Origin of the sequence: Litorilituus lipolyticus (assembly GCF_006439335.1) — a bacterium.
Lineage (GTDB): Bacteria > Pseudomonadota > Gammaproteobacteria > Enterobacterales > Alteromonadaceae > Colwellia > Colwellia lipolytica.
In genome coordinates, this window is record NZ_SAWY01000001.1 from 115,578 (window position 1) to 136,260 (window position 20,683).

General features: G+C 36.9%; 24 protein-coding genes. 18 read left to right on the plus strand and 6 right to left on the minus strand.

What is annotated here, in order from left to right; translation table 11 throughout:
• Positions 1-9 precede the first annotated feature (9 nt).
• Positions 10-780 carry a class II aldolase/adducin family protein gene (locus EPA86_RS00555; RefSeq protein ID WP_140600828.1) on the minus strand — a complete coding sequence of 257 codons (771 nt, stop codon included), beginning with the start codon at positions 778-780 and terminating at the stop codon, positions 10-12.
• A gap of 114 nt (positions 781-894) precedes the next feature.
• Positions 895-1,071, minus strand: a complete 177-nt coding sequence (locus tag EPA86_RS18160) for a hypothetical protein (RefSeq protein WP_170309521.1) — start codon at positions 1,069-1,071, stop codon at positions 895-897.
• A gap of 136 nt (positions 1,072-1,207) precedes the next feature.
• On the opposite strand from EPA86_RS18160, the gene EPA86_RS00560 reads away from it, so the two are divergent.
• The 6 genes from EPA86_RS00560 (at position 1,208) to EPA86_RS00580 (ending at position 7,003) form a co-directional block, all read left to right on the plus strand.
• A complete protein-coding gene (locus tag EPA86_RS00560) occupies positions 1,208-2,434 on the plus strand; it encodes a threonine/serine exporter family protein (RefSeq protein WP_140600830.1) in 1,227 nt (408 codons plus the stop codon).
• Between the two features lie 35 nt (positions 2,435-2,469).
• A complete protein-coding gene (locus EPA86_RS00565; RefSeq protein WP_140600832.1) occupies positions 2,470-3,093 on the plus strand; it encodes a TetR/AcrR family transcriptional regulator in 624 nt (207 codons plus the stop codon).
• A 236-nt stretch (positions 3,094-3,329) separates the two neighbouring features.
• Positions 3,330-5,396, plus strand: a complete 2,067-nt coding sequence (locus EPA86_RS00570; RefSeq protein ID WP_140600834.1) for a M13 family metallopeptidase — start codon at positions 3,330-3,332, stop codon at positions 5,394-5,396.
• 366 nt (positions 5,397-5,762) lie between these two features.
• Positions 5,763-6,200, plus strand: a complete 438-nt coding sequence (locus EPA86_RS18270; RefSeq protein WP_246058182.1) for a hypothetical protein — start codon at positions 5,763-5,765, stop codon at positions 6,198-6,200.
• Between the two features lie 117 nt (positions 6,201-6,317).
• The gene (locus tag EPA86_RS18275) at positions 6,318-6,632 is read left to right on the plus strand and encodes a hypothetical protein (RefSeq protein WP_246058183.1); all 315 of its coding nucleotides are present in this window, start codon (positions 6,318-6,320) and stop codon (positions 6,630-6,632) included.
• 176 nt (positions 6,633-6,808) lie between these two features.
• Positions 6,809-7,003, plus strand: a complete 195-nt coding sequence (locus EPA86_RS00580; RefSeq protein WP_140600835.1) for a (2Fe-2S)-binding protein — start codon at positions 6,809-6,811, stop codon at positions 7,001-7,003.
• 7 nt (positions 7,004-7,010) lie between these two features.
• Here EPA86_RS00580 and bfr (EPA86_RS00585) read toward each other — a convergent pair whose 3' ends face one another.
• Both bfr (EPA86_RS00585) and bfr (EPA86_RS00590) read right to left on the minus strand, forming a co-directional pair.
• On the minus strand, positions 7,011-7,478 hold the full coding sequence (gene bfr, locus EPA86_RS00585; RefSeq protein ID WP_140600837.1) for a bacterioferritin: 468 nt from the start codon (positions 7,476-7,478) through the stop codon (positions 7,011-7,013).
• 8 nt (positions 7,479-7,486) lie between these two features.
• Positions 7,487-7,975 carry a bacterioferritin gene (bfr, locus tag EPA86_RS00590; RefSeq protein WP_140601063.1) on the minus strand — a complete coding sequence of 163 codons (489 nt, stop codon included), beginning with the start codon at positions 7,973-7,975 and terminating at the stop codon, positions 7,487-7,489.
• A gap of 903 nt (positions 7,976-8,878) precedes the next feature.
• On the opposite strand from bfr (EPA86_RS00590), the gene EPA86_RS18510 reads away from it, so the two are divergent.
• The 10 genes from EPA86_RS18510 to EPA86_RS00640 are packed head-to-tail and all read left to right on the plus strand — an operon-like array spanning position 8,879 to position 18,479.
• The gene (locus tag EPA86_RS18510; RefSeq protein ID WP_425462558.1) at positions 8,879-9,574 is read left to right on the plus strand and encodes a methyl-accepting chemotaxis protein; all 696 of its coding nucleotides are present in this window, start codon (positions 8,879-8,881) and stop codon (positions 9,572-9,574) included.
• Positions 9,575-9,610: 36 nt separating this feature from the next.
• Positions 9,611-9,973, plus strand: coding sequence for a response regulator (locus EPA86_RS00600; protein ID WP_140600841.1), 363 nt, complete (start codon positions 9,611-9,613; stop codon positions 9,971-9,973).
• A 32-nt stretch (positions 9,974-10,005) separates the two neighbouring features.
• Positions 10,006-10,347, plus strand: a complete 342-nt coding sequence (locus EPA86_RS00605) for an STAS domain-containing protein (RefSeq protein ID WP_140600843.1) — start codon at positions 10,006-10,008, stop codon at positions 10,345-10,347.
• On the plus strand, positions 10,344-12,527 hold the full coding sequence (locus EPA86_RS00610; protein WP_140600845.1) for a chemotaxis protein CheA: 2,184 nt from the start codon (positions 10,344-10,346) through the stop codon (positions 12,525-12,527). The genes EPA86_RS00605 and EPA86_RS00610 overlap by 4 nt, the downstream gene beginning before the upstream one ends.
• Positions 12,528-12,540: 13 nt before the next feature.
• On the plus strand, positions 12,541-13,053 hold the full coding sequence (locus tag EPA86_RS00615; RefSeq protein ID WP_140600847.1) for a chemotaxis protein CheW: 513 nt from the start codon (positions 12,541-12,543) through the stop codon (positions 13,051-13,053).
• A gap of 59 nt (positions 13,054-13,112) precedes the next feature.
• Positions 13,113-14,825, plus strand: a complete 1,713-nt coding sequence (locus tag EPA86_RS00620; protein ID WP_211664882.1) for a methyl-accepting chemotaxis protein — start codon at positions 13,113-13,115, stop codon at positions 14,823-14,825.
• 17 nt (positions 14,826-14,842) lie between these two features.
• On the plus strand, positions 14,843-15,697 hold the full coding sequence (locus EPA86_RS00625; RefSeq protein ID WP_140600849.1) for a CheR family methyltransferase: 855 nt from the start codon (positions 14,843-14,845) through the stop codon (positions 15,695-15,697).
• Positions 15,691-16,188 carry a chemotaxis protein CheD gene (locus EPA86_RS00630; protein ID WP_140600851.1) on the plus strand — a complete coding sequence of 166 codons (498 nt, stop codon included), beginning with the start codon at positions 15,691-15,693 and terminating at the stop codon, positions 16,186-16,188. The genes EPA86_RS00625 and EPA86_RS00630 overlap by 7 nt, the downstream gene beginning before the upstream one ends.
• Entirely contained in the window at positions 16,178-17,227 is a 1,050-nt protein-coding gene (locus tag EPA86_RS00635; protein ID WP_140600853.1) for a protein-glutamate methylesterase/protein-glutamine glutaminase, read from the plus strand. The genes EPA86_RS00630 and EPA86_RS00635 overlap by 11 nt, the downstream gene beginning before the upstream one ends.
• Before the next feature lie 16 nt (positions 17,228-17,243).
• Entirely contained in the window at positions 17,244-18,479 is a 1,236-nt protein-coding gene (locus tag EPA86_RS00640; RefSeq protein WP_140600855.1) for an EAL domain-containing response regulator, read from the plus strand.
• A 31-nt stretch (positions 18,480-18,510) separates the two neighbouring features.
• On the opposite strand, the gene EPA86_RS00645 is transcribed toward EPA86_RS00640, so the two are convergent.
• Complete coding sequence (locus EPA86_RS00645) at positions 18,511-18,897, minus strand: response regulator (RefSeq protein ID WP_140600857.1); 387 nt, start codon at positions 18,895-18,897, stop codon at positions 18,511-18,513.
• Between the two features lie 217 nt (positions 18,898-19,114).
• Here EPA86_RS00645 and EPA86_RS00650 point away from each other — a divergent pair, with 217 nt between their 5' ends.
• Together EPA86_RS00650 and EPA86_RS00655 are read left to right on the plus strand one after the other, a co-directional pair.
• The gene (locus tag EPA86_RS00650; protein ID WP_140600858.1) at positions 19,115-19,525 is read left to right on the plus strand and encodes a hypothetical protein; all 411 of its coding nucleotides are present in this window, start codon (positions 19,115-19,117) and stop codon (positions 19,523-19,525) included.
• The gene (locus EPA86_RS00655) at positions 19,522-19,725 is read left to right on the plus strand and encodes a helix-turn-helix transcriptional regulator (protein ID WP_140600860.1); all 204 of its coding nucleotides are present in this window, start codon (positions 19,522-19,524) and stop codon (positions 19,723-19,725) included. The genes EPA86_RS00650 and EPA86_RS00655 overlap by 4 nt, the downstream gene beginning before the upstream one ends.
• An 85-nt stretch (positions 19,726-19,810) precedes the next feature.
• Here the strand turns inward: EPA86_RS00655 and fghA are convergent, their stop codons facing one another.
• Positions 19,811-20,650 carry an S-formylglutathione hydrolase gene (fghA, locus tag EPA86_RS00660; protein ID WP_140600862.1) on the minus strand — a complete coding sequence of 280 codons (840 nt, stop codon included), beginning with the start codon at positions 20,648-20,650 and terminating at the stop codon, positions 19,811-19,813.
• Positions 20,651-20,683: the final 33 nt, after the last annotated feature.

The following is a 20,683-nucleotide window of genomic DNA, read 5'->3' on the forward strand; positions in this document are numbered from 1 at the left end:
AGGTAAATTTTATTCAGCAAAACTAGGATCATTACGATAAACGCGTCTCACCATGGCAGGCCAAGCTTTTTGACCGCCTGTTTCACCGTCGTGCACAATATTAGCTTGCGCTTTGATGCCATCAATAATGCTTTGTGGAGCATAAACAGGTTTCATTCCCGTAGCCATAACTTGCAATTGCACCTGACAAGCGCGGGTTAAATCATACATATGCATAAACGCATCACCTATGGTTTTCCCCATGGTTAAAGCGCCATGATTTCGCAATAGCATAAAGTTTTTTGTGCCTAAATCTTGTTGCAAACGTAGCTTCTCATCAGCATTAACGGCTAAACCTTCGTAATCATGATAACTCATTGACGCAAGAGCGAACATTGAATACTGACTTAGGGGTAACAACCCTTCTTCGGCGCTTGCCACGGCAATGGTTTCATTAGTATGAACATGTAAAGCACAAATATCATCATGACGTACCTCATGAACAGCACTATGAATAGTAAAACCCGCGGGGTTAATTTCAAAAGGGCAATCAGCATCGATAACCTTTCCATTAATATCTATTTTAACGAGGTTTGATGCGGTGATTTCTTCAAACGCCAAACCAAAGGCATTGATTAGGATATGCTCGGTACCAGGTATACGCGCAGATATATGAGTATGAATTAAATCATCCCAACCATGCATATGAAGTAATCGATAGCATGCCGCTAAATCAACTCTAATCTGCCATTCTTGCGCTGATACTTTATTTTTTAAATTTAACTTAGGTACAGGATACATATTTCGTGCCTTTTAAAAAAAGTGATTGTGACAAATGGCCATTCAGGCAATTTTATCCGATGAATAACAGCCAATAAAGCTGTTTTACTTTTGACTTATAAGTAAATGTACTGATTAACTCACAAGGTTTTTTATAATAGCTGCGATAATCAACACAAAGACCAAAATCCAGATTAATTTACTGTATTTACTTTGTTGCTCAACACTGATGGGCTTAGCATATTTTTCACCAAAAATTACCATCAAAAATACCGCCAAAAATACACAAGCTAAAATTACCAATAGGGTCATAAGTCTCTCACTATACTCGGTTAAAGTGCCGCTGTTATTATTCCAATTATTAACTTTAGAATAGCTATTTAAAATTCACTTAAGTAACAAAATCAATTACCATATATTACAGTAACCGTTATTTCTTTCTATATTTATGTCGCAAACTGATGATTTCTATCAAAAACGCCGCTTTATCATTCGTTTAGGTAAAGCATTACACAAGCTAGGCTCAACCGCTTACCGTTTAGAAGATAATCTACTTTCAATTGCAAAGTTTCTTGATATTAGAGCGTCATTTATTATCACCCCTACAGCCTTAACATTTATCTTATCTGATGACGAAGATGATCAACAGTACAATCACCTTGTTAGAGTAACGCCTGGTGATATCGATTTGGGTTCATTAGCTAGAATTGATGAATTAGTTGATGAATTAATTAATGGCGAAAGAACATTGGCAGAGGCAACCGAGAGGTTAACAGAGGTCAATAACAAACCAGCACCTTATGGCGTGTTCCTAACCTTCCTTGCTTTTGGCGCGTCAAGTGGTGCATTTGCTATGCTAATGCATACCAGTTGGAATGATGTATTTTGGGCAACCTTGCTTGGTTTCGTTATTTTTCTCTTTGTGATTTGGGCTGAACGCTCTAAACGGGTAACAGAACTATTAGAACCACTTTCTGCCCTAACCGCTTCATTGTTAGCCTCAGCAATATCGCTAATTGACCCAAGCATTAACATCCCTATGGTTATTTTATCAACCATCATTGTTTTTATTCCAGGCCTTTCCTTAACAGTAGGTTTATCAGAGCTAGCAGCCCGACACTTAATGTCTGGTACGGCTCGTATTATGGATAGTGTTATGGTGCTTTTCAAACTCTACTTCGGTGGTGTTTTAGGAATGGCTCTTGGTAAATTAATGTGGGGAGAAGTTACTTTTGTGCCACCTGAAGTCATGCCTACTTGGACATCATGGATAGCAGTAACGATATTATCAATCAGCTTAGTTATTTTATTTAAAGCACGTATAAAAGATGCGCCTTGGGGGATTATTTCTGGTTATATTGCTTTTGGCATGAGTGTTTGGGCAAGTACTTATTTGGGCGTTGCCTTAGGAGCATTTGTCGGTGCTTTCGCTCTAGGTTTATATAGTAATTTATTTTCTCGGGTTATGAATTTGCCTTCTAGCATTGTACGTTTACTCGGTTTGGTTGTACTGGTACCAGGAAGTAAGGTTTATATGGGGTTAAATACTCTAGTCTCTGGCCAGCAAATGTTAAATATCGCTGATTTAGGCTCTCAAACATTTCTTATATTTATGTCATTAGTCGCAGGGATTATATTTTCTAATGTAGCTTTACCTCATAGGAAAAATCTCTAATTTACCCATGAACACTATCTGTAAGAAGCGAAAGCATGAGCTCGAATGAAGCAAGCTATCACCATGGCAATTTACGTAATAGTTTACTGACGACTGCCAGCACTATACTGCAAGAATCCGGCATTGAAGCTTTATCTTTGAGAAAGCTAGCCGAGCGAATTGGTGTATCGCGTACAGCGGCTTATCATCACTTTAAGGATAAAAACGACTTACTTTCAGCGATTGCCGCGCAAGGATTTTTGACTTGGCAGCAACAAGCAGAGAAAACCTTTGATGAGCCTGAATATTCAAGTCGAGAAAAATACCAAAAATTTGTTCACGACTATGTAGAATTTGCTCACAAAAACCCTGCGGTCTACCAGCTAATGTTTGGCAGCCGACTCTGGAAAAATAACCAAAGTTCAGAAGAGCTAAAGTCGGTAGCTTACCCTAGCTTTCAATACCAAGTGGCATTAGTAAAAAACTTACAAGCTAAAGGGTTACTACCACAGTCCGAAGATCCTCTCAGATTAGCTCAAGTAACTTGGGCGACCCTACATGGAATTGCACAATTAGTTATAGATGGAATTTATGCTGATGCAAGCCATCTTGAAGAAATGTGTCAGTGTGCAGTCAATCTTTTTTTAACTAGCGAACAAAACCAAATTGTAAACAAATAGTTAACACATTATATCGATAATGTTTCCACCTTAGGTGCAATGTATTCTTTACAGGCAAAACTATTAGTGAATAATAAAATGTAAATAGATGTGTCAATTGCTAGAAATGTCGCAACATAACTCGTAACATGGGGGCATTGTGCAAGAACTTTAATGACTCTGCTTAAAGGTCTCTTTGATGTTTCAGTCAAAACGCACGAACACTTTTATTAAAATAATATATTGAGAACATATCCATGAAAGCAATTTTAACCAGTGCAATTTGTTCTTCATTGTTACTTATTACTGGCTGCAACAGCCAAATGACGAATAATGAATCAAACAGTGCCATTAGTACCCAAAAAACCGCGCTAGCTTCAGGTATTGAAAAAGCAAATATTGATAATTCCGTTAGACCTCAAGATAACTTTTACCGTTATGTTAACGGCGGCTGGATGAAGAACAATGAAGTGCCAGGCGATAAAACCGCTATTGGTTCATTTTATGATTTACGCGACAAAGCTGACGATGACGTTAAAGCCATAATTGAAGAGTTAGCAGCAACGGATAACTTGAAAATGGGTAGCGATGAACAAAAAGTCGCTGATTTATTCCGTTCATATATGGATTCTGAAAACCGAAATGCGCTAGGTAGCAAGCCAATTCAACCAATTTTTGATGCCATTAATAACATTAGCAATGCATCAGAACTTTCTGAATTTTTCGGTAAGTACCAAGCTGTTGGTGTAGGTAGCCCATTAGCTTTCTATATCAGCATCGATGCAAAAGACTCAAGCAGTTATGCAACACATATTTGGCAAAGTGGCCTAGGTTTACCTGATAAAGATTACTACTTTAATGAAGCTGAACGTTTCACAGCATTACGCGCTGGCTATGTAGCACACATAGAAAAAATGTTCGATCTTGCTGGTTTAAAAGGTGGTAAAGAAGCGGCTAAAACCATTATGGCTTTAGAAACTAAATTAGCTAATTACCACTGGACTCGCGTACAAACTCGTGACAGCGAAAAGCGCTATAATAAGTTTGCAGTTAGTGATTTATCTAAGTTAACCGATGCTTTTGACTGGTCTGCTTATTTATCAGCTCAAGGCGTAGCTAAACAAAAAGATATCATTATTAACCAACCAGACTTTATTGAAGGTTTTGGTAAAATATTTGCTGAAACACCACTAAAAGATTGGCAAACATACCTAACATTCCATACCTTAAGTAATTTTGCTCCTTATTTAAGTGCTGACATTGATAATGAAAACTTTGACTTTTATTCAAAACAGTTAAGCGGACGCAAAGAGCAACGCCCACAATGGAAACGCGGTGTTAGTGTAGTAAACCGTAACTTAGGCGAAGTGATTGGTAAAATATACGTAAGTCGTCATTTCACACCAAAAGCAAAAGCACGCATGAGTGAACTAGTTGAAAACTTACGTACTGCCTATGGTGACAGCATCGATGGTTTAGAGTGGATGTCGGGTGATACGAAAAAATCTGCCCATGTAAAACTTGCAGCATTTACACCAAAAATTGGTTACCCAGATAAGTGGGAAGATTACTCTGCATTAAACATTGAATCAGATGATTTAGTGGGCAATGTAATGCGTTCATCACGTTTAGGTCATGACAAAGAAGTTGCCAAATTAGGTGGACCTATTCATGATTGGGAATGGCACATGTCTCCTCAAACAGTGAATGCTTACTATAGCCCTACAGCTAATGAAATTGTATTCCCTGCCGCTATTTTGCAGCCACCATTCTTTAATATGCAAGCTGATGACGCAGTAAACTACGGCGGTATCGGTGCAGTTATTGGTCACGAAATGGGTCACGGATTTGATGATCAAGGCAGTAAATATGATGCTGATGGTAACTTACGCAACTGGTGGACAGAGCAAGATCTTAAAGAGTTTGCTAACCGTACTAAAGCGTTAGTTGAACAATATGCTAATTACCAAGTTTTTGAAGATCTAAACGTCAATGGTGAATTGACATTAGGTGAAAACATTGGTGATTTATCTGGTGTTACTATTGCTTATAAAGCTTATAAAGCTTCTTTAAACGGTAAAGAAGCCCCAGTGATTGACGGTTTAACTGGCGATCAACGCTTCTTTATGGGCTATGCACAAATCTGGCGCTCAAAAATTGTCGAAAAATCAATGCGTAACCGTGTTGCGACAGACCCGCATTCTCCAGGTGAGTTCCGTGCTTTAGGTTCATTGTCAAATATGAACGAGTTTTACGACGCATTTGACGTAAAAGAAGGCGATGCAATGTACATTGCACCTGAGAAGCGCGTTAAAATTTGGTAGTACAACCTGAAATAAGTTTGTAATAAAGGAGCTTCGGCTCCTTTTTTTTATCTTTTAAACTTTATGAGCAGTTGATCTTTGTTTATTAATGCAGCTGAATAATAAAATCGCCTTAATCAAAGCAAAAATTGCATCATTGAGTCACCGAAATCAGTCATTTTTAACACAGAGTGAAGCGATTTTAGACTAAGCCCGAGGGCAATGGTTATTTTTAACACTAGCTACATTCACATTTCTCTCATTTGGAATAACCAAACCACGTTCACACACCGCTTTGCGATTGATAAAAATAGCCAATGCTGAAAATATCAACAAAGTTCACCAGTCCCTAGCTATACTTACACTAAAACATTTTGTTTATGTGCCATGTTGAACCGATTAAGTGCTTCCCTACTTTTCTTGACGCTTAATGCCTTCGCACAAGAAGAGGTCATTAATGTTTCTGTCGAAACGGATACCTACAAGTACGCTCAAGAAATTCTCAAAGGGCGACCTGCTATAGAGGTAACTAACTATGCGAGTCCAAACTCACAACGTGATGTCGTTGAGTTTATCCTTGTACAGAAAGCCTTAGCACTTGGTGGTTTAGAGCTAAAATTTTCCATCACTACAGGTAACTATGATGCAAGAAATATTAAGTTATTAAGAAGCGGACTTTTACTGATAAGTTTTGATTCCATGTGGCACTCACATGTAAACCAGTTTGCCGATGAGCTTTTTATCTCAGCGCCTATTATTGAAAAAGGTGAATATATGGCAGGCATATACACTTCAAAAGAAAACCACGCGAAAATAACAATTTAAGGGCTCAGTGATCTTCAAAAACTCACCGTCGTATCAAATAAAAACTGGCCCGTTGATTGGGCAACATTGCAAACAATAGCCCCTAAATCACTAATGCATGAAGAGGAATGGCTATCTATGGCAAAAATAGTAAGTAAAGGCTGGGTTGATGTGATGCTAGCCCCATTTACTAGCAACTATCCGTTTAACTATCAAGGACAGGGATATTTCATCAAGGCTATTGACGGAGCAAAAGTTGCACTAAATGATAGTAGGCACTTCGTAATCTCAAAAAAGCACCCAAACTCAAAAGAAACATTTATTGCCCTGCAAAAGGGACTAGCAATACTAAGGCAACGCGGTGAGATAACGAGAGCTTACCAGCAATCAGGCTTTCTTAATAAGCAAGTTCAACACTGGAATATAATAAATAAAAGTAAACTTATAGAGTAGTTCATTTTACTTCCTGCCTAGATTGCCCTAGCTTTTAAATGATAAACAAAACTATTTTATGATTAAGATCAAACGTTTTACTTAATGTTAGTAAAAAACAACCTAAGCACTATTGATAACCATTATCATTTAGATTACTATATCTGCAATCTTAACAAAATTTACAAGAAATCGTTATGTACGTTTGCCTTTGCCACGGTATCACAGATAGTCAGATTGAATCAGCCATCGATAATGGTGCTCACTCAATGAAACAAATTAGCCAAGAATTAAGTGTGGGATCTCAGTGTGGAAAATGTTGCCAATGTACAAAAAAAGTTCTCAGCAGCAAGTTAATGCAAATCTCTGAAGCACAACCTGCTGCTGCGTAATTCAAACTTATCGCATCATCGATTCTAAATAATTCTCGATGCCAGCATGCTTAATTAAGTATTGTTGGCTTTCAATCCAATCAATTTGCTCTTCTACATTACTTAAAATCTCTTCAGCGCAATCTCTACTAATATAATCTTGCTCTGCTTCAGACAAAGCGATAAGAGCTTGTAGGGCCGCTCGAGACTGGTATTCTAGATCCATATTGGCTTGCATCATTTCCACAGTATTTTCACCAATATGTAAACGCCCTAAATCTTGTAAATTAGGTAGCCCTTCTAGAAATAAAATTCGATTAATGAGTTTATCTGCCTGCTTCATTTTTATAATCGAAACTTTATAATCCGCTTCATCAAGCTCTTCTAACCCCCAATTTTTATACATTCTAGCGTGTAAAAAATATTGGTTTATCGCTATTAATTCAATAGCTAATGCTTTATTAAGTAATGCAATAACTTGTTTATTACCTTTCATAGAGCCTCCTATGCTTTATCAGTTTCTTTGCCCATCTTAGATTGAATGTAATTAGGTAACCCTATTCGACCTATCAAACCAATTTGTTGCTCTAACCAATAAACATGATCTTCCTCTGTATCTTCTAATAATGTCAGCAATACCTCCCTACTTTGATAATCTCCTTCTGCTTCACATAAGGCAATAGAAGCTTTTAATGCGTCGACAACTTCCATTTCTAAGACCAAATCATTTTTCAGCATTTCTTCAACATCGCTACCAATTAAAAGGTCTCGACGATTTTTTAAATTAGGTACACCTTCTAAAAAAAGAATACGTTTAATTAATGCATCTGCATGTGTAATCTCTTCTTCCATTTCATGGTTTAGTTGCTCATATAGCTCATGTAGCCCCCAATCTTCATACATTCTTGAATGAGTGAAGTATTGATCTATCGCGGCGAGTTCGTTGTGTAATAAACCATTAAGACTAGCAATTACTTTATCGTTGCCTTTCATTATTCGCTCCAAAATAGTAGTCATTCGTCTCTCAATACTAGTAGAGGATATATAAAACCGCTAATGTCGAATAACTAAAAACAAGGTTATTTTCTTCAGCTTTAAATAAGTGCAAGTGCCTAATAAATATAACCAATGCCTTGTTTATAATTGCTTCCAAATCAACATACATTACAAGCTAAAAATCAAAAGTTATTACTGAGTGATTAATCGTTTCTTAAACTGTAAATATAATCTGAAAATGAATTACTCTTACCATTACCTCCAAGATGGCACGTGAATCGAATATATAATGAATACGCTCCTAACGAATATTTCACTTTCTTGTGAAATTTCAAATCATTGACTAGTCTATTAACTGGACATATTAATCAGCTTCATCATTCTTTCCTGACCAAAATAGGATGCAAAATGCTAATCAAAACAAAACAAAAACTGATTTTAAGTTTTTCGTTTTTATTACTCAGTATTATTTTTGCTCTCTGGGATAACCAAAGTTCGCCCTTAATCACTTTAGTCATTTCAATTGTCGCGGTTATTAGCAGCATCACTTCATGGACATTATTTAAACAAATCAACATTCATTTAGAGCATACCTTGCATTTAGATGAACAATCCAAAAGTAGCGAAGAAGACGGCACGCAACAGGTAGAGCAATACCTCCTATTAGCATACGAAATTATCAATATTTGGGCAGGACAAACCGAACTTGCCAAAAAACAAGGTGATGACAATGTTAATCAACTCGCTAATAATTTTGCACAAATCAAAGAGCAGCTAGCATTAGCTATTCAAACATCAAAAGAAACATCTGGCGAGATGAGCGGCACAACAGGTCTTACCCAAGTAATAGCGACATCAGAGCAAGAGCTAAATGACATCATCACTTCTTTGAATGATGCCATGCTAGGTCGAGATCAGATTTTAAGTGAAATCAGTAAGCTCTCTGCCATTGCCGAAGAGTTATCTAAAATGGGAGATGATGTAGCAGGTATCGCCTCACAAACCAATTTACTGGCACTTAATGCTGCAATTGAAGCTGCTCGAGCAGGTGAAGCAGGCAGAGGGTTTGCTGTTGTCGCAGATGAAGTTAGAACATTATCAACAAGATCTGGAGAAACAGGGGCGCGGATTACTGAAACTATTGAACAAGTCAACGCAACCTTACAAAACACATTAGAAAAAACACAAAACTTCTCTGAACAAGACAGTGCGTTAATACATAATGCAGAAAACATCATTAAAGACGTCATTGAACAATACACTCAATCAGGTGAAAAAATTATTCATGGCGCTCACCAACTTGAACAAGAAAACTCTGCTGTGCAACTCGCCATTGATGACGTACTTGTTTCATTACAATTTCAAGACAGAGTTAGCCAAATACTTGGGCACATCCAAGACGATATGAATAAGCTATCTCCATATTATCAAGCGTGTCAATCGAGTCTCATTCATGGTGAAACAATAAAGCCAATAAACAGCAAAAAGTGGCTAAATAATATAAAACAAACATACACAACCCTTGAGCAAGTTGCTCGTCATGATGGTGATAAACAAGCTGAAGTAAAAATTGACAATAACATAACTTTCTTTTAATGCTTAAGTAAAGAATCAAGATACGGTAGGGAAATAATGAGTAAAACAATTTTAATTGTTGATGACTCAGCCAGTATAAGGCAAGTCGTCACTATTACATTAAAAGGAGCTGGCTTTGAAGTTATCGAAGCAACAAATGGCAAAGAAGGTATAGCAAAACTTGACGGAACAAAAGTTCATCTCATTATTTCCGATGTCAATATGCCCATAATGGGAGGCATTGACATGGTTAAAGAGATAAAACAATTACCTAAGTATAAATTTACTCCTGTCATCATGTTAACGACAGAAGCTTCAGAGGAAATGAAACAACAAGGTAAAGCCATTGGCGCTAAAGCCTGGATGGTAAAACCGTTCAAACCAGAGCAAATGTTACAAGCTGTCAATATGCTTACATAGCCCTTTACTTCATTTATTTATTGAGTCATTGAATGCCTGAGATTAAAGTTGTGCAAAAACGTAATAACACCACTGAAGTGACTATTAGTGGTGAGCTTACAATTTATGAAGCACAAAGCTTTTTTACTGAGCATATACAACCATTAACTATTCAACAGCAGCTTAATTTAAAACTCGCCAAACTGACAGAAGTCGACACTGCGGGCATTCAAGTACTTATTATGTTACTCAATAAGGCACAAGAACTCACCGCTAGTATTCGTATTATTTCGTTAAGTGTCGCCATTAAAGACTATTGTGAATTATTTCAATTACATCATTATTTTACTGTCACAAAAGACAAGGTAAAAAGTAACTCAGGTGAAAACCCATGAGTTTAGATGCCGCTCTAGAAACATTTTACGCCGAAGCAAAAGAACACCTAGAATCAATGGAGCACATTTTATTGCAACTTGATGAAGGCGAATATAATGATGAAACACTAAACGATATATTTCGCTCAGCTCACACCATTAAAGGCTCAGCAGGCATATTCGCTCTTGAGCATATTGTTGAATTTACCCATGTAATAGAAAATGTTCTGGACAGAGCTCGAGAAAATGAAATAACGATTGAAACTAAATTAGTTAATCTATTATTTCAATGTCGCGATCATATTCAAGCCTTAGTTAAAACATCCTCAGAGGAGTTCAATGACAACATTTCGCTGCAAGAATCAGGGGCAAATTTATTAACGCAACTTTCTCCTTGGATAAATGAACAAGAGCCTAGTTCAACTCAAAATGAAGCAGAAGAAAAACTGCCTGCAATAAACCAAGAAAATTTAACTCAACAGAAGTGTTGGCACATTTCATTGCGACTCTCTTCAGACTGTTTAAAAAATGGGATGGATCCCATTTCTTTCATCACTTTTTTATCAGGTTTAGGTGAAATTAAGCATATTGAAACCATTACGGATAACTTTCCAAGTATCAATAACTATGATGCTGAAACTTTATATTTTGCTTATGAGATATCTTTATCCACAGACGCTGACTTAGCTACCATAGAAAATACATTTATGTTTGTTCAAGATGATTCAGACATCACGATACTTTCACCAGAAGCAACCGTGGATGATTACTTGGCGTTAATTGATGCATTACCAGAAGATAATCAACGCTTAAGAGATGTATTTATAAAATGTGGCTCACTAACAGAGCAAACCTTAGCGCAAGCCCATAAAAATAAAGAAGAAATAGAGGCACTCAATAGCAAATCACAACGTGACGAAGTACCCCCGCAACCAAAAGCTTTATTAGAAACGTTGAAAAATTCAGATTTACAGCAGCAAAAAAGTACTAATGAAAGAAAAAGTAACAAGCAAATTCGAATAGACTCAGACCGCCTCGATAATTTAATTAACCTTATCGGTGAGCTTGTTATAAACCAGCAACGAATTGATTTACTAGCTAGTACGAGTAAAAATCCAGACTTACTTGAAGCTGTTGATGATTTTGAAGGCTTTACTGAACAAATAAGGGATGCAGCATTAAAGTTGAGAATGGTGCAAATTGGTGGCATTTTCCAGCGGTTTAAACGTGTAGTGCGAGATACAGCTCAAGAACTCAATAAAGAAATAGAATTGCATATTGAAGGGGCTGAAACTGAATTAGACAGATTGATGGTTGAAAAGCTTGGTGATCCACTAACCCATATTATACGTAATGCCATGGACCATGGTCTTGAACCTGTTGAACAACGGGTTTCTGTTGGTAAGCAATCAACCGGACAACTTAAACTAGCAGCTTATCATGAAGCAGGTCATGTTGTGATAGCCATTAGTGATGATGGTAAAGGCATAGATATAGAAGTTATTAGAAGAAAAGCTATTGAAAAAAACATCATTTCAGCTGAAATGAAATTAACCGATAATGAACTATTCCATTTAATTTTTCATCCTGGTTTTTCTACCGCCAGCACAGTAACAAATTTATCAGGTCGCGGGGTTGGCATGGATGTCGTAAAACGCAATGTTGAGTCACTCCAAGGAAGTATTGAGATAAACTCTACCCTAGGTAAAGGTTCAGAATTTAAAATAAGATTACCACTCACTTTAGCTATCATTGATGGTTTCCATGTTCAAAGCCAAGATACACACTTTATTATCCCTCAAACAACTATCACTGAATGTATTGATTTAACAAGTCATCAACACATAGAAGGTAGGCATTGCATTGATTTACGTGGTGAAATGATCCCCTTTCTAAATATCAGCGAGATATTCATGCTTAATGGGCAGCCAAATCAAAAGATGCCCAACAAAAAATCTATACCAAGAGAAGAATTAGTTATCGTTCAATTTGGCAACGATATTGCTGGCATTGCTGTTGATAGGCTTTATGGTGAAATACAAACCGTTGTAAAACCACTAGGACCTATCTTTAATTCACTAAAAGGTATAGGTGGCTCTACACTTTTGGGAAATGGCGATATTGCCTTTATTTTAGATATTCCACAACTAATTGAAATGGCGATAAATCGAGACTTGTCACATCGCCATTTAGCAAACTAAGCAAGGTAAAATAATGTCTGAGTTATTGCATCAACGAGATAAAAAACTATCCCAACAGGAAACGAGACAGTTTTTAACTTTTACGATTGGTGAGGAGCACTTTGGAATGGAACTGCACCAAACAAGAGAGATACTAGAATACGATGGTGTAACCCAAGTACCACTCATGCCTCAATTTCTATCGGGCGTTATCAATTTACGTGGTGAAGTTGTACCCGTTATTGACCTTAGTGTTCGCTTAGAGCGTAAGCCAATTATTTTACATAAGAGAACATGCATAATTATTGTTGAATTACATGAATCTTCACAACACTGTGTTCTGGGTTTACTAGCAGACTCGGTAAATGAGGTCATCGAAATTCCTGAACAAGATATTGAAGACGCACCCGCATTTGGTGCAAAAATACGCCCTGAATTCATTCTTGGGATAGCTAAAAAGGCCGAAACGTTCATCATACTACTTGATGCTGAAAAAACACTTTCCCCCAAAGAGTTAGCTCACTTGGTTGAAGCAGAATTAAAATAATACATAAGTACTCAATGACCTAAACGAGTACTAAAATTTACATATCAGAGGACTGGGTAATGTTAGATAAAATAAGCTTAAAAGCAAAAATTATTTTTCTCAGCTTTTTAGTCGCATCTTCACTCACACTATTAAGCTTAGAGTCATTGAATGAGTTATCTAAATTTCATAAATCAACAGCAAAAGGACTTATTGAAATAGAACAAAACGTCAACATTTTAACAGACATAACAAATGCTCATGTTATCTTTAAAATACAAGTACAAGAATGGAAAAACATTCTTATTCGAGGCAATGACGCTAATCAATATAATAAATATTCAGCAAGGTTTTCGGAAAACTCAGACACAGTACAAAAATATCTCGAAAATGCTCTAGAAAAAGCCAGAGCACTAAACCTAAACGTCAGTGATTTAGAAAAAGTTAAAAATGAGCATGCCAATTTGAAATCAGCTTATTTAAAGGCATTAAAAACCTTTGACCAAAGTGATGAATTAACGGGTAAGAAAGTTGACAAGTTGGTTAGTGGCGTTGACAGGCCAGCAAGTAAAGGTATGAGCAGTCTTGCTGAACAAACCGAAAAATCATTTAAATCATTAATCATATCATCTAATCAAATGATGGAAGAAGAATACCATCAAGATAAACAAGCGCTTATCTGGTTCTCCGCAACTATTGCCACAATTTTAATTAGCTTAATGATCATCATTTTCTACGATTTATTTAAAACTTTAGGTGGAGATCCTCGTTACGCAGCCCATGTGTGCAACCAGGTAGCAAACGGTAACTTAAGTGTTGATATAAGCTTAGCTAAACATGACAAAAAGTCATTGCTCTTTAGTATTTCCAACATGAAGCAACAACTGTCATCGATTATTCACGAAGTTAGGGCTTCTTCTCATGCCCTTGCATCAGCATCTACACAAGTGAACTCAACAGCGCAAACAATTGCAAAAGGAGCATCCGTTCAAGCTGCAAGTGTCGAGGAAACTTCAGCTTCAATGGAACAAATGTCAGCATCCATAGCTCAAAACAATGAAAATGCTGGCATCACTAATGGTATGGCGCAACAAGCTTCAAATGAAGCTACTTTAGGTGGAAAAGCAGTTATTGAAACAGTAGAGGCAATGCAAAAAATTGCAGAAAAAATTAGTGTCATAGATGACATTGCTTATCAAACTAATTTGCTAGCCTTAAATGCTGCTATAGAAGCAGGTCGAGCAGGAGATCACGGTAAAGGTTTTGCGGTGGTTGCTTCAGAAGTACGTAAATTGGCAGAAAGAAGTCAATTTGCCGCTCAAGAAATTGGTGAACTGGCAAAAGAAAGTGTTAAACGTGCAGAGGTTGCAGGAACTTCACTTCAAGATATGGTGCCCTCGATTAACAAAACAGCAGATTTAGTACAAGAAATTGCCGCGGCTTCCTCAGAGCAAACCAGTGGTGTTCATCAAATCAATGAAGCCATTGCTCAAGTAAACCAAACCATGCAACACAATGCTGCAGCCTCAGAGGAATTAAGTGCAACCTCAGAAGAAATGAACATTCAGGCAGTTCAACTTCAAGATTCCGTAAATTATTTTCGCTTTGACGAGGTAGAACAGTCAAAACCAAACAATACTTTTAGCCAATATAATGAGAGTTTCCCTAACAACCCGTCTACTTCGAAAGATTATTATAAAGAAAAACCGTCTGAAAAAAATAACAGGGCAAGTCAGGTGCATAGTTCATCAAGCAAAGACAGTGATGACGAAAAGTTCGTTAACTTTGATTAAAGATTCAATCTGCCAATATGCAAAGTACCTATAGTCCAAGCGTTATTGAGACAACACCTTCATTTGAGGTGTTTATACTGTTTCAACAATTAGTTCAAACTAAGTTGGGTATACACCTGTCTAAGCAAAAACGTTTAATGCTAGGTCATCGCTTATCAAAACGCCTTTTACACACTCAAAACTTAACTTTTGACAAATATTTTCAATACATAAACTTACCAGATAATTTTCAAGAGCTTGAAATAGCACTTGAATTAATTACCACCAATGAAACATTTTTTTTCAGAGAGCAGCAACACTTTGATTTTTTAGAAAGAGTAATTCTACCTGAACAAAGTCGTAATAAAGAGTTGAAAATATGGAGTGCTGCTAGTTCAACTGGAGAAGAAGCTTACAGTATCGCAATGCTATTAAGCGACAAATATCACGCTCCTTGGTCAATTTCTGCTTCAGATGTAAACCAGTCGGTTCTGGCCCATGCACAAAAAGGGATTTATATTAATGACAGAGCAAAGCAACTACCTGAGAATTATAAAAAGCTATATTGCTCTCGCGGTATTGATGAATTTGAAGGTTATATACGGGTTAAACCCTCTTTACGGGAAAGAGTGAAATTTTTCCGCTTTAATTTAATTAACCCTATGGATGAATTAGAGCAATTCGACGTTATATTTATTAGAAATGTCATGATCTATTTTGATGATGATACTAGACAACATATCATTAATAGTATTAGTAGAAAGCTAAAACCCGCTGGTTACATGTTTATCAGCCACTCTGAAACACTACACGGATTACAGCATAATTTTGAACCAATCCAACCTGCTGTTTATCAATTAAAAAATTCAGATAAAAAGGTGTATAAATGGTAACAGCACGAAATAGCGACATCACCTTATTATCTCCAGGTGAAATCATTTTCACTGAAAAGCCACTTATTGTTAGAACAATACTCGGTTCATGTATTGCAGTAACGGTATGGCATCCACACTTGAAAGTGGGTGGCATTTGCCATTTTTTAATTGCCAATCATCAACAAGAACATAAAGCAAAAGTCCAAAATTATCGGTACGGTGACTGCGCTTTAACATTTTTAATGAAAGAAATGTCTCAGTACGCACCGTTAAACGAATTCGAATTAAGACTCTTTGGTGGAGCTAACATGTATTCTTCTCGCTCTAAACCAACAGTAGGTGAAAAAAATGCTCACTTTACCAAGCAATGGGCCAAATCTTATCAACTAAAATTTAAACAAATAGAAATTCTTGGCAATGTATCACGTTCGATCATCTTTGATCTGGCCACTGGTAATGTAGAACTTCAGCAATATCAACAAAACAAGGTAGAGCACAATGACCATTAACGTCATGATAATTGATGACTCTGCTGTTGTTAGGCAGGTTGTATCACAAATCCTGAATAGTTCAGATGATATTGAAGTTTATGACGTAGCGAATGATCCTATTTTTGCTTTTAAAAAAATGCAGAAACAATGGCCAGATGTCATCATACTTGATATTGAAATGCCCAGAATGGATGGCATTACTTTTCTTAAAAAAATAATGGCTGAGCGACCGACCCCAGTGATCATTTGTTCTTCATTAGCGCAAAAAGGTACTGAATTATCACTAAGTGCTTTAGCATCTGGGGCTGTAGATATCATCACTAAGCCTCAAATTGGTCTTAAAGGTTTTCTTGAGCAAACAGGCAATGAGATTAAAAACATCGTTCGCGCTGCTGCATCTGCAAATATCTATTTTAACGCGCAACATAAAGCACACTCGCTATCAGCGCAAAGCAACCAAGAACTCGTAGAGCCTAAACTAACGTCTATAACCCTAACAACTGACAGCGTTATTGGTATTGGCTCGTCTACTGGTGGCACTATTGCCCTTGAAACAGTACTCAGCGCATTACCACCCACCTGTCCAGGGCTTGTCGTCGTACAGCATATGCCTGAAAAATTTACTAAAGCTTTCGCAGATAGACTAAACTCTATATGTGATATTGAAGTTATAGAGGCAAGCTCAGGTGATAGGATTATTCCTGGTAGAGCCTTAATAGCGCCAGGAGGAAAACATTTGCAAGTAAAACTCTCTGGTGCGCAATACATTACTATTGTGTCTGAAGGGCCAGCAGTAAATAGACATTGCCCATCAGTAGATGTTCTGTTTAAATCATTAGCAGATAATGTTAAACAAAATGCAACAGGCATCATAATGACAGGAATGGGAAATGATGGGGCAAAAGGTTTACTGGCAATGAGACAGGCTGGTTGTAAAACCATTGCACAAAATGAAAGTTCTAGTGTTGTTTTTGGGATGCCTAAAGAAGCCATTAAACTCGGCGCAGCGGAGCAAATTGTTGACTTGAATGACATAGCAGCATTAGTAAAATATTAACTTAACGGAAGACTATATGAACTCTCTGAGTATCCTAGTTGTTGATGATAGTAACGTACAACGTAACCACGTAATCAACATGTGCCTTGAGCAGAAAGTACAGCAAGTGCATGGTGCTGAAAACGGTCTAGTCGCTATTGAAAAACTAAAACTCACACAATATGACTTAGTGTTTATTGATTTAGAAATGCCAGTGATGGATGGTGTTGAATTAGCTAGAAAAATTGCTAAAGATGAGCTTGCTGGTTCTGTCATTATTCTTAGTTCAAAAGATCCATCTTTAATTTTAAGTATTGGCACTATGGCTGAGTCGGATGGTTTAAATGTATTAGGTACATTCAAAAAACCATTACAAGTTAAAGATCTCGAAACAAGTTTAAAGATGCTTGCAACGAGGAAAGTAAAAACAGACAGCCATACCCTTTATAATCGTCTGACAAAAGAAGATATCTTGCAAGGTGTTCAGAATAAAGAAATCACCTTATTTTACCAACCTAAACTTACTTGCAAAGGCTTATTATTAAAGGGCGTTGAAGCACTCGCTAGATGGGAGCACTCAACACTAGGTTTTGTCTCACCAGTAGAGTTTATTACTGCGGCTGAGCAGTTTAATGTTATTTCTCAGTTAACCCATTACCTATTTGAACTTGCCTTAGCGCAAAAAGCTAACTGGCGTAAGCACGGGGTAAACTTTCATTTAGCCTTTAATTTATCTCCGCTATCACTTTCCGATTGCGATCTTGCAGAGAAAATCTCACAACAAGTTAACCATTATCAAATTGATGCAAAGGATATAGTATTAGAAGTCACAGAAAATGCTATCTGTGGTGAAGTATCAAGTGCCATCGAAACTCTTGCTAAGCTAAGGTTAGCTGGCTTTAAATTAGCAATTGATGATTACGGTACAGGGTTTGCAAACGCCCAACAACTTTCTAGAGTGCCTGCCACTGAATTAAAGCTCGATAGGATTCTGGTAGATAATGTAGCTACAAGGCCCCAGCAGCTGGCTATTTTAAAAAGCACAGTAAATTTAGCTAAAGATTTAACCCTAAACACCGTCGCTGAAGGTATTGAGAACTATGAAGATTTTACGTTAGTTTCAGACTTGGGTGTAGATCTGGTTCAAGGGTACTATTTTGCAAAACCTATGGATAGCACAGCCTTAGTAAGCTGGTTGAAAAAAGATTTGGCAAAGATTAGAAAAACATTACAAGAAAAATTAGCTGAAACGAAAAATAATTGCTCATCATGACACTAATTAGTGTAACACTAGCCTATCTTTATTAAGCATTAACTGTCGCTACCTTCTGATAATTAATTTTGCTTAACTGTTTTTTCAATGTTTCTAATTTAAAAGGCTTTACGATAAAACCAGTCACTTTTTCAGCAATCAGTGACATCACAACACTTCTATCATCTTCACTCGTTACCATAAGCACTGGTAAATCATGCAGTTTTTGATCCGCCCTAACCTTTTCAAGTAATTGCTTACCATTTAGGTTTGGCATATGTAAATCAGTAACCAATAAATCATAGTGACTTTGTCTAAGCATTTTTAAAGCTTGCAAGCCATTTTCAGCTTCATCATTATTATGATGACCTAAGCTTTTTAGCATATGAACCATTACATTGCGCATAGACGCCATATCATCAACAACAAGTATCTTCATTAATCAAGTCCTTCTGAAGTCAGCAACACCTAAAAGTATAGTGAAATAACCATATATTTCGAGAAATATTTGAAAATGTCATTATATTTTTGATTTGTATAGCCTTGACAAAAAGAGTACAAAACCATACTTTATGTAAAATACACTTGACATTCATTCCGACACGCCCTAAAGTAAAGTAAAGTCAACTTTACATTAAATCAAAGGAGCTTTACCAATGAATAAAGTTAAAAACTACACCACGGTAAATCAAAAAAACACAAAAAAACTCATGTTTTGGACAGCAGCTTGGGTCATATCAATGGCAATCGCAGCTTTTGCACCAAGGTTCATTTGGGATTTTAATACCACGTTAACAATTATTGGCGTATTACTTAATATAGCTGCAGGTCTAGGTATGTTATTAGCAAATAGGCAATACCTTATCGATCTTGACGAAATGCAACGTAAAATTATGTTAGAAGCTATGGGCCTTACTCTCGGTGTTGGCTTAGTATTTGGGCTAAGTTATGAGCTTTTTGAAGATATAAAACTAATCAACTCTGAACCTGAGATTTCTCATGTCGTGATTGTTATGGCGATCACTTACCTTATTGCTAATATCAAAGGTCACAGGAAGTACCAATGAAAAATCGATTAAAAGTTCTCAGAGCAGAAAGAGACTGGACTCAAGCACAGCTTGCCGATGCATTAAATGTTTCAAGACAAACGATAAATGCCATTGAAAAAGGTAAGTTTGATCCCAGTTTACCGTTAGCCTTTAAAGCAGCAAGGCTATTTAAAATGCCCATTGAAGAAATCTTTCAAGAAGATACTGAAGAACAGTAGAGGGATTGAACAGAATGAACGCCTAGTAAAGTCATGGTCATTTATACTAGGCGTTAAGTTAATAAAAATTAAATTGAATTAAATACTATTGGTTTAGTAATGCCTTACTATGAAAAGCTAAATGCTTTTCAATAAAACTCGCAATAAAATAGTAACTATGATCGTACCCTTCATGTTGATTAATCTCTACGGGGTAATTTGCCTTTTTAGCTGCATCAGCAAATTGTTCAATATTAAGTTGCTCTGCTAAAAATTGATCTGCCAACCCTTGCTCAATCATTATCGGCTGCTTTACATTATGTTGAGTAATTAACGCTGAGGCATCATATTGTTGCCAAAGTGATTTATCACTACCTAAATAAGCAGTAAATGCCTTTACTCCCCATGGGCAATTCATAGGGTTACAGATCGGGCTAAACGCCGATATAGATTTATATTGTTCAGGGTTTCTCAGGCCGATAACTAAAGCACCATGCCCACCCATAGAGTGTCCAGCAATGCTTTTGTCTGACAACACAGGAAAATTTGCTTCAATTAACTCAGGCAATTCAGCAGATATATAATCATACATTTGATAGTGTTGCTGCCAAGGAGCTTGAATGGCATTAACATAAAAGCCTGCTCCCTGTCCCAAATCATAGGCATCATCATCAGCTACTTCTTCACCTCGAGGGCTAGTATCTGGCGCGACAATGGCAATACCTAACTCAGCAGCGGCTTTAAATGCTCCCGCTTTTTGCATGAAATTCTCATCACTGCAAGTTAAACCAGATAACCAATAAAGCACGGGCACTTTCTGACTTTCACTTGCTTGTGGTGGTAAATAAATTGCAAAGCGCATCGCAGAGTTAAGGACACTCGATTGATGGCTATACTGTTTGTGCCAACCTGAAAATACTTTACTACTACTTATATTATCAATCATATTAAACCCTTTTTATGCGAATCAATATTGCTC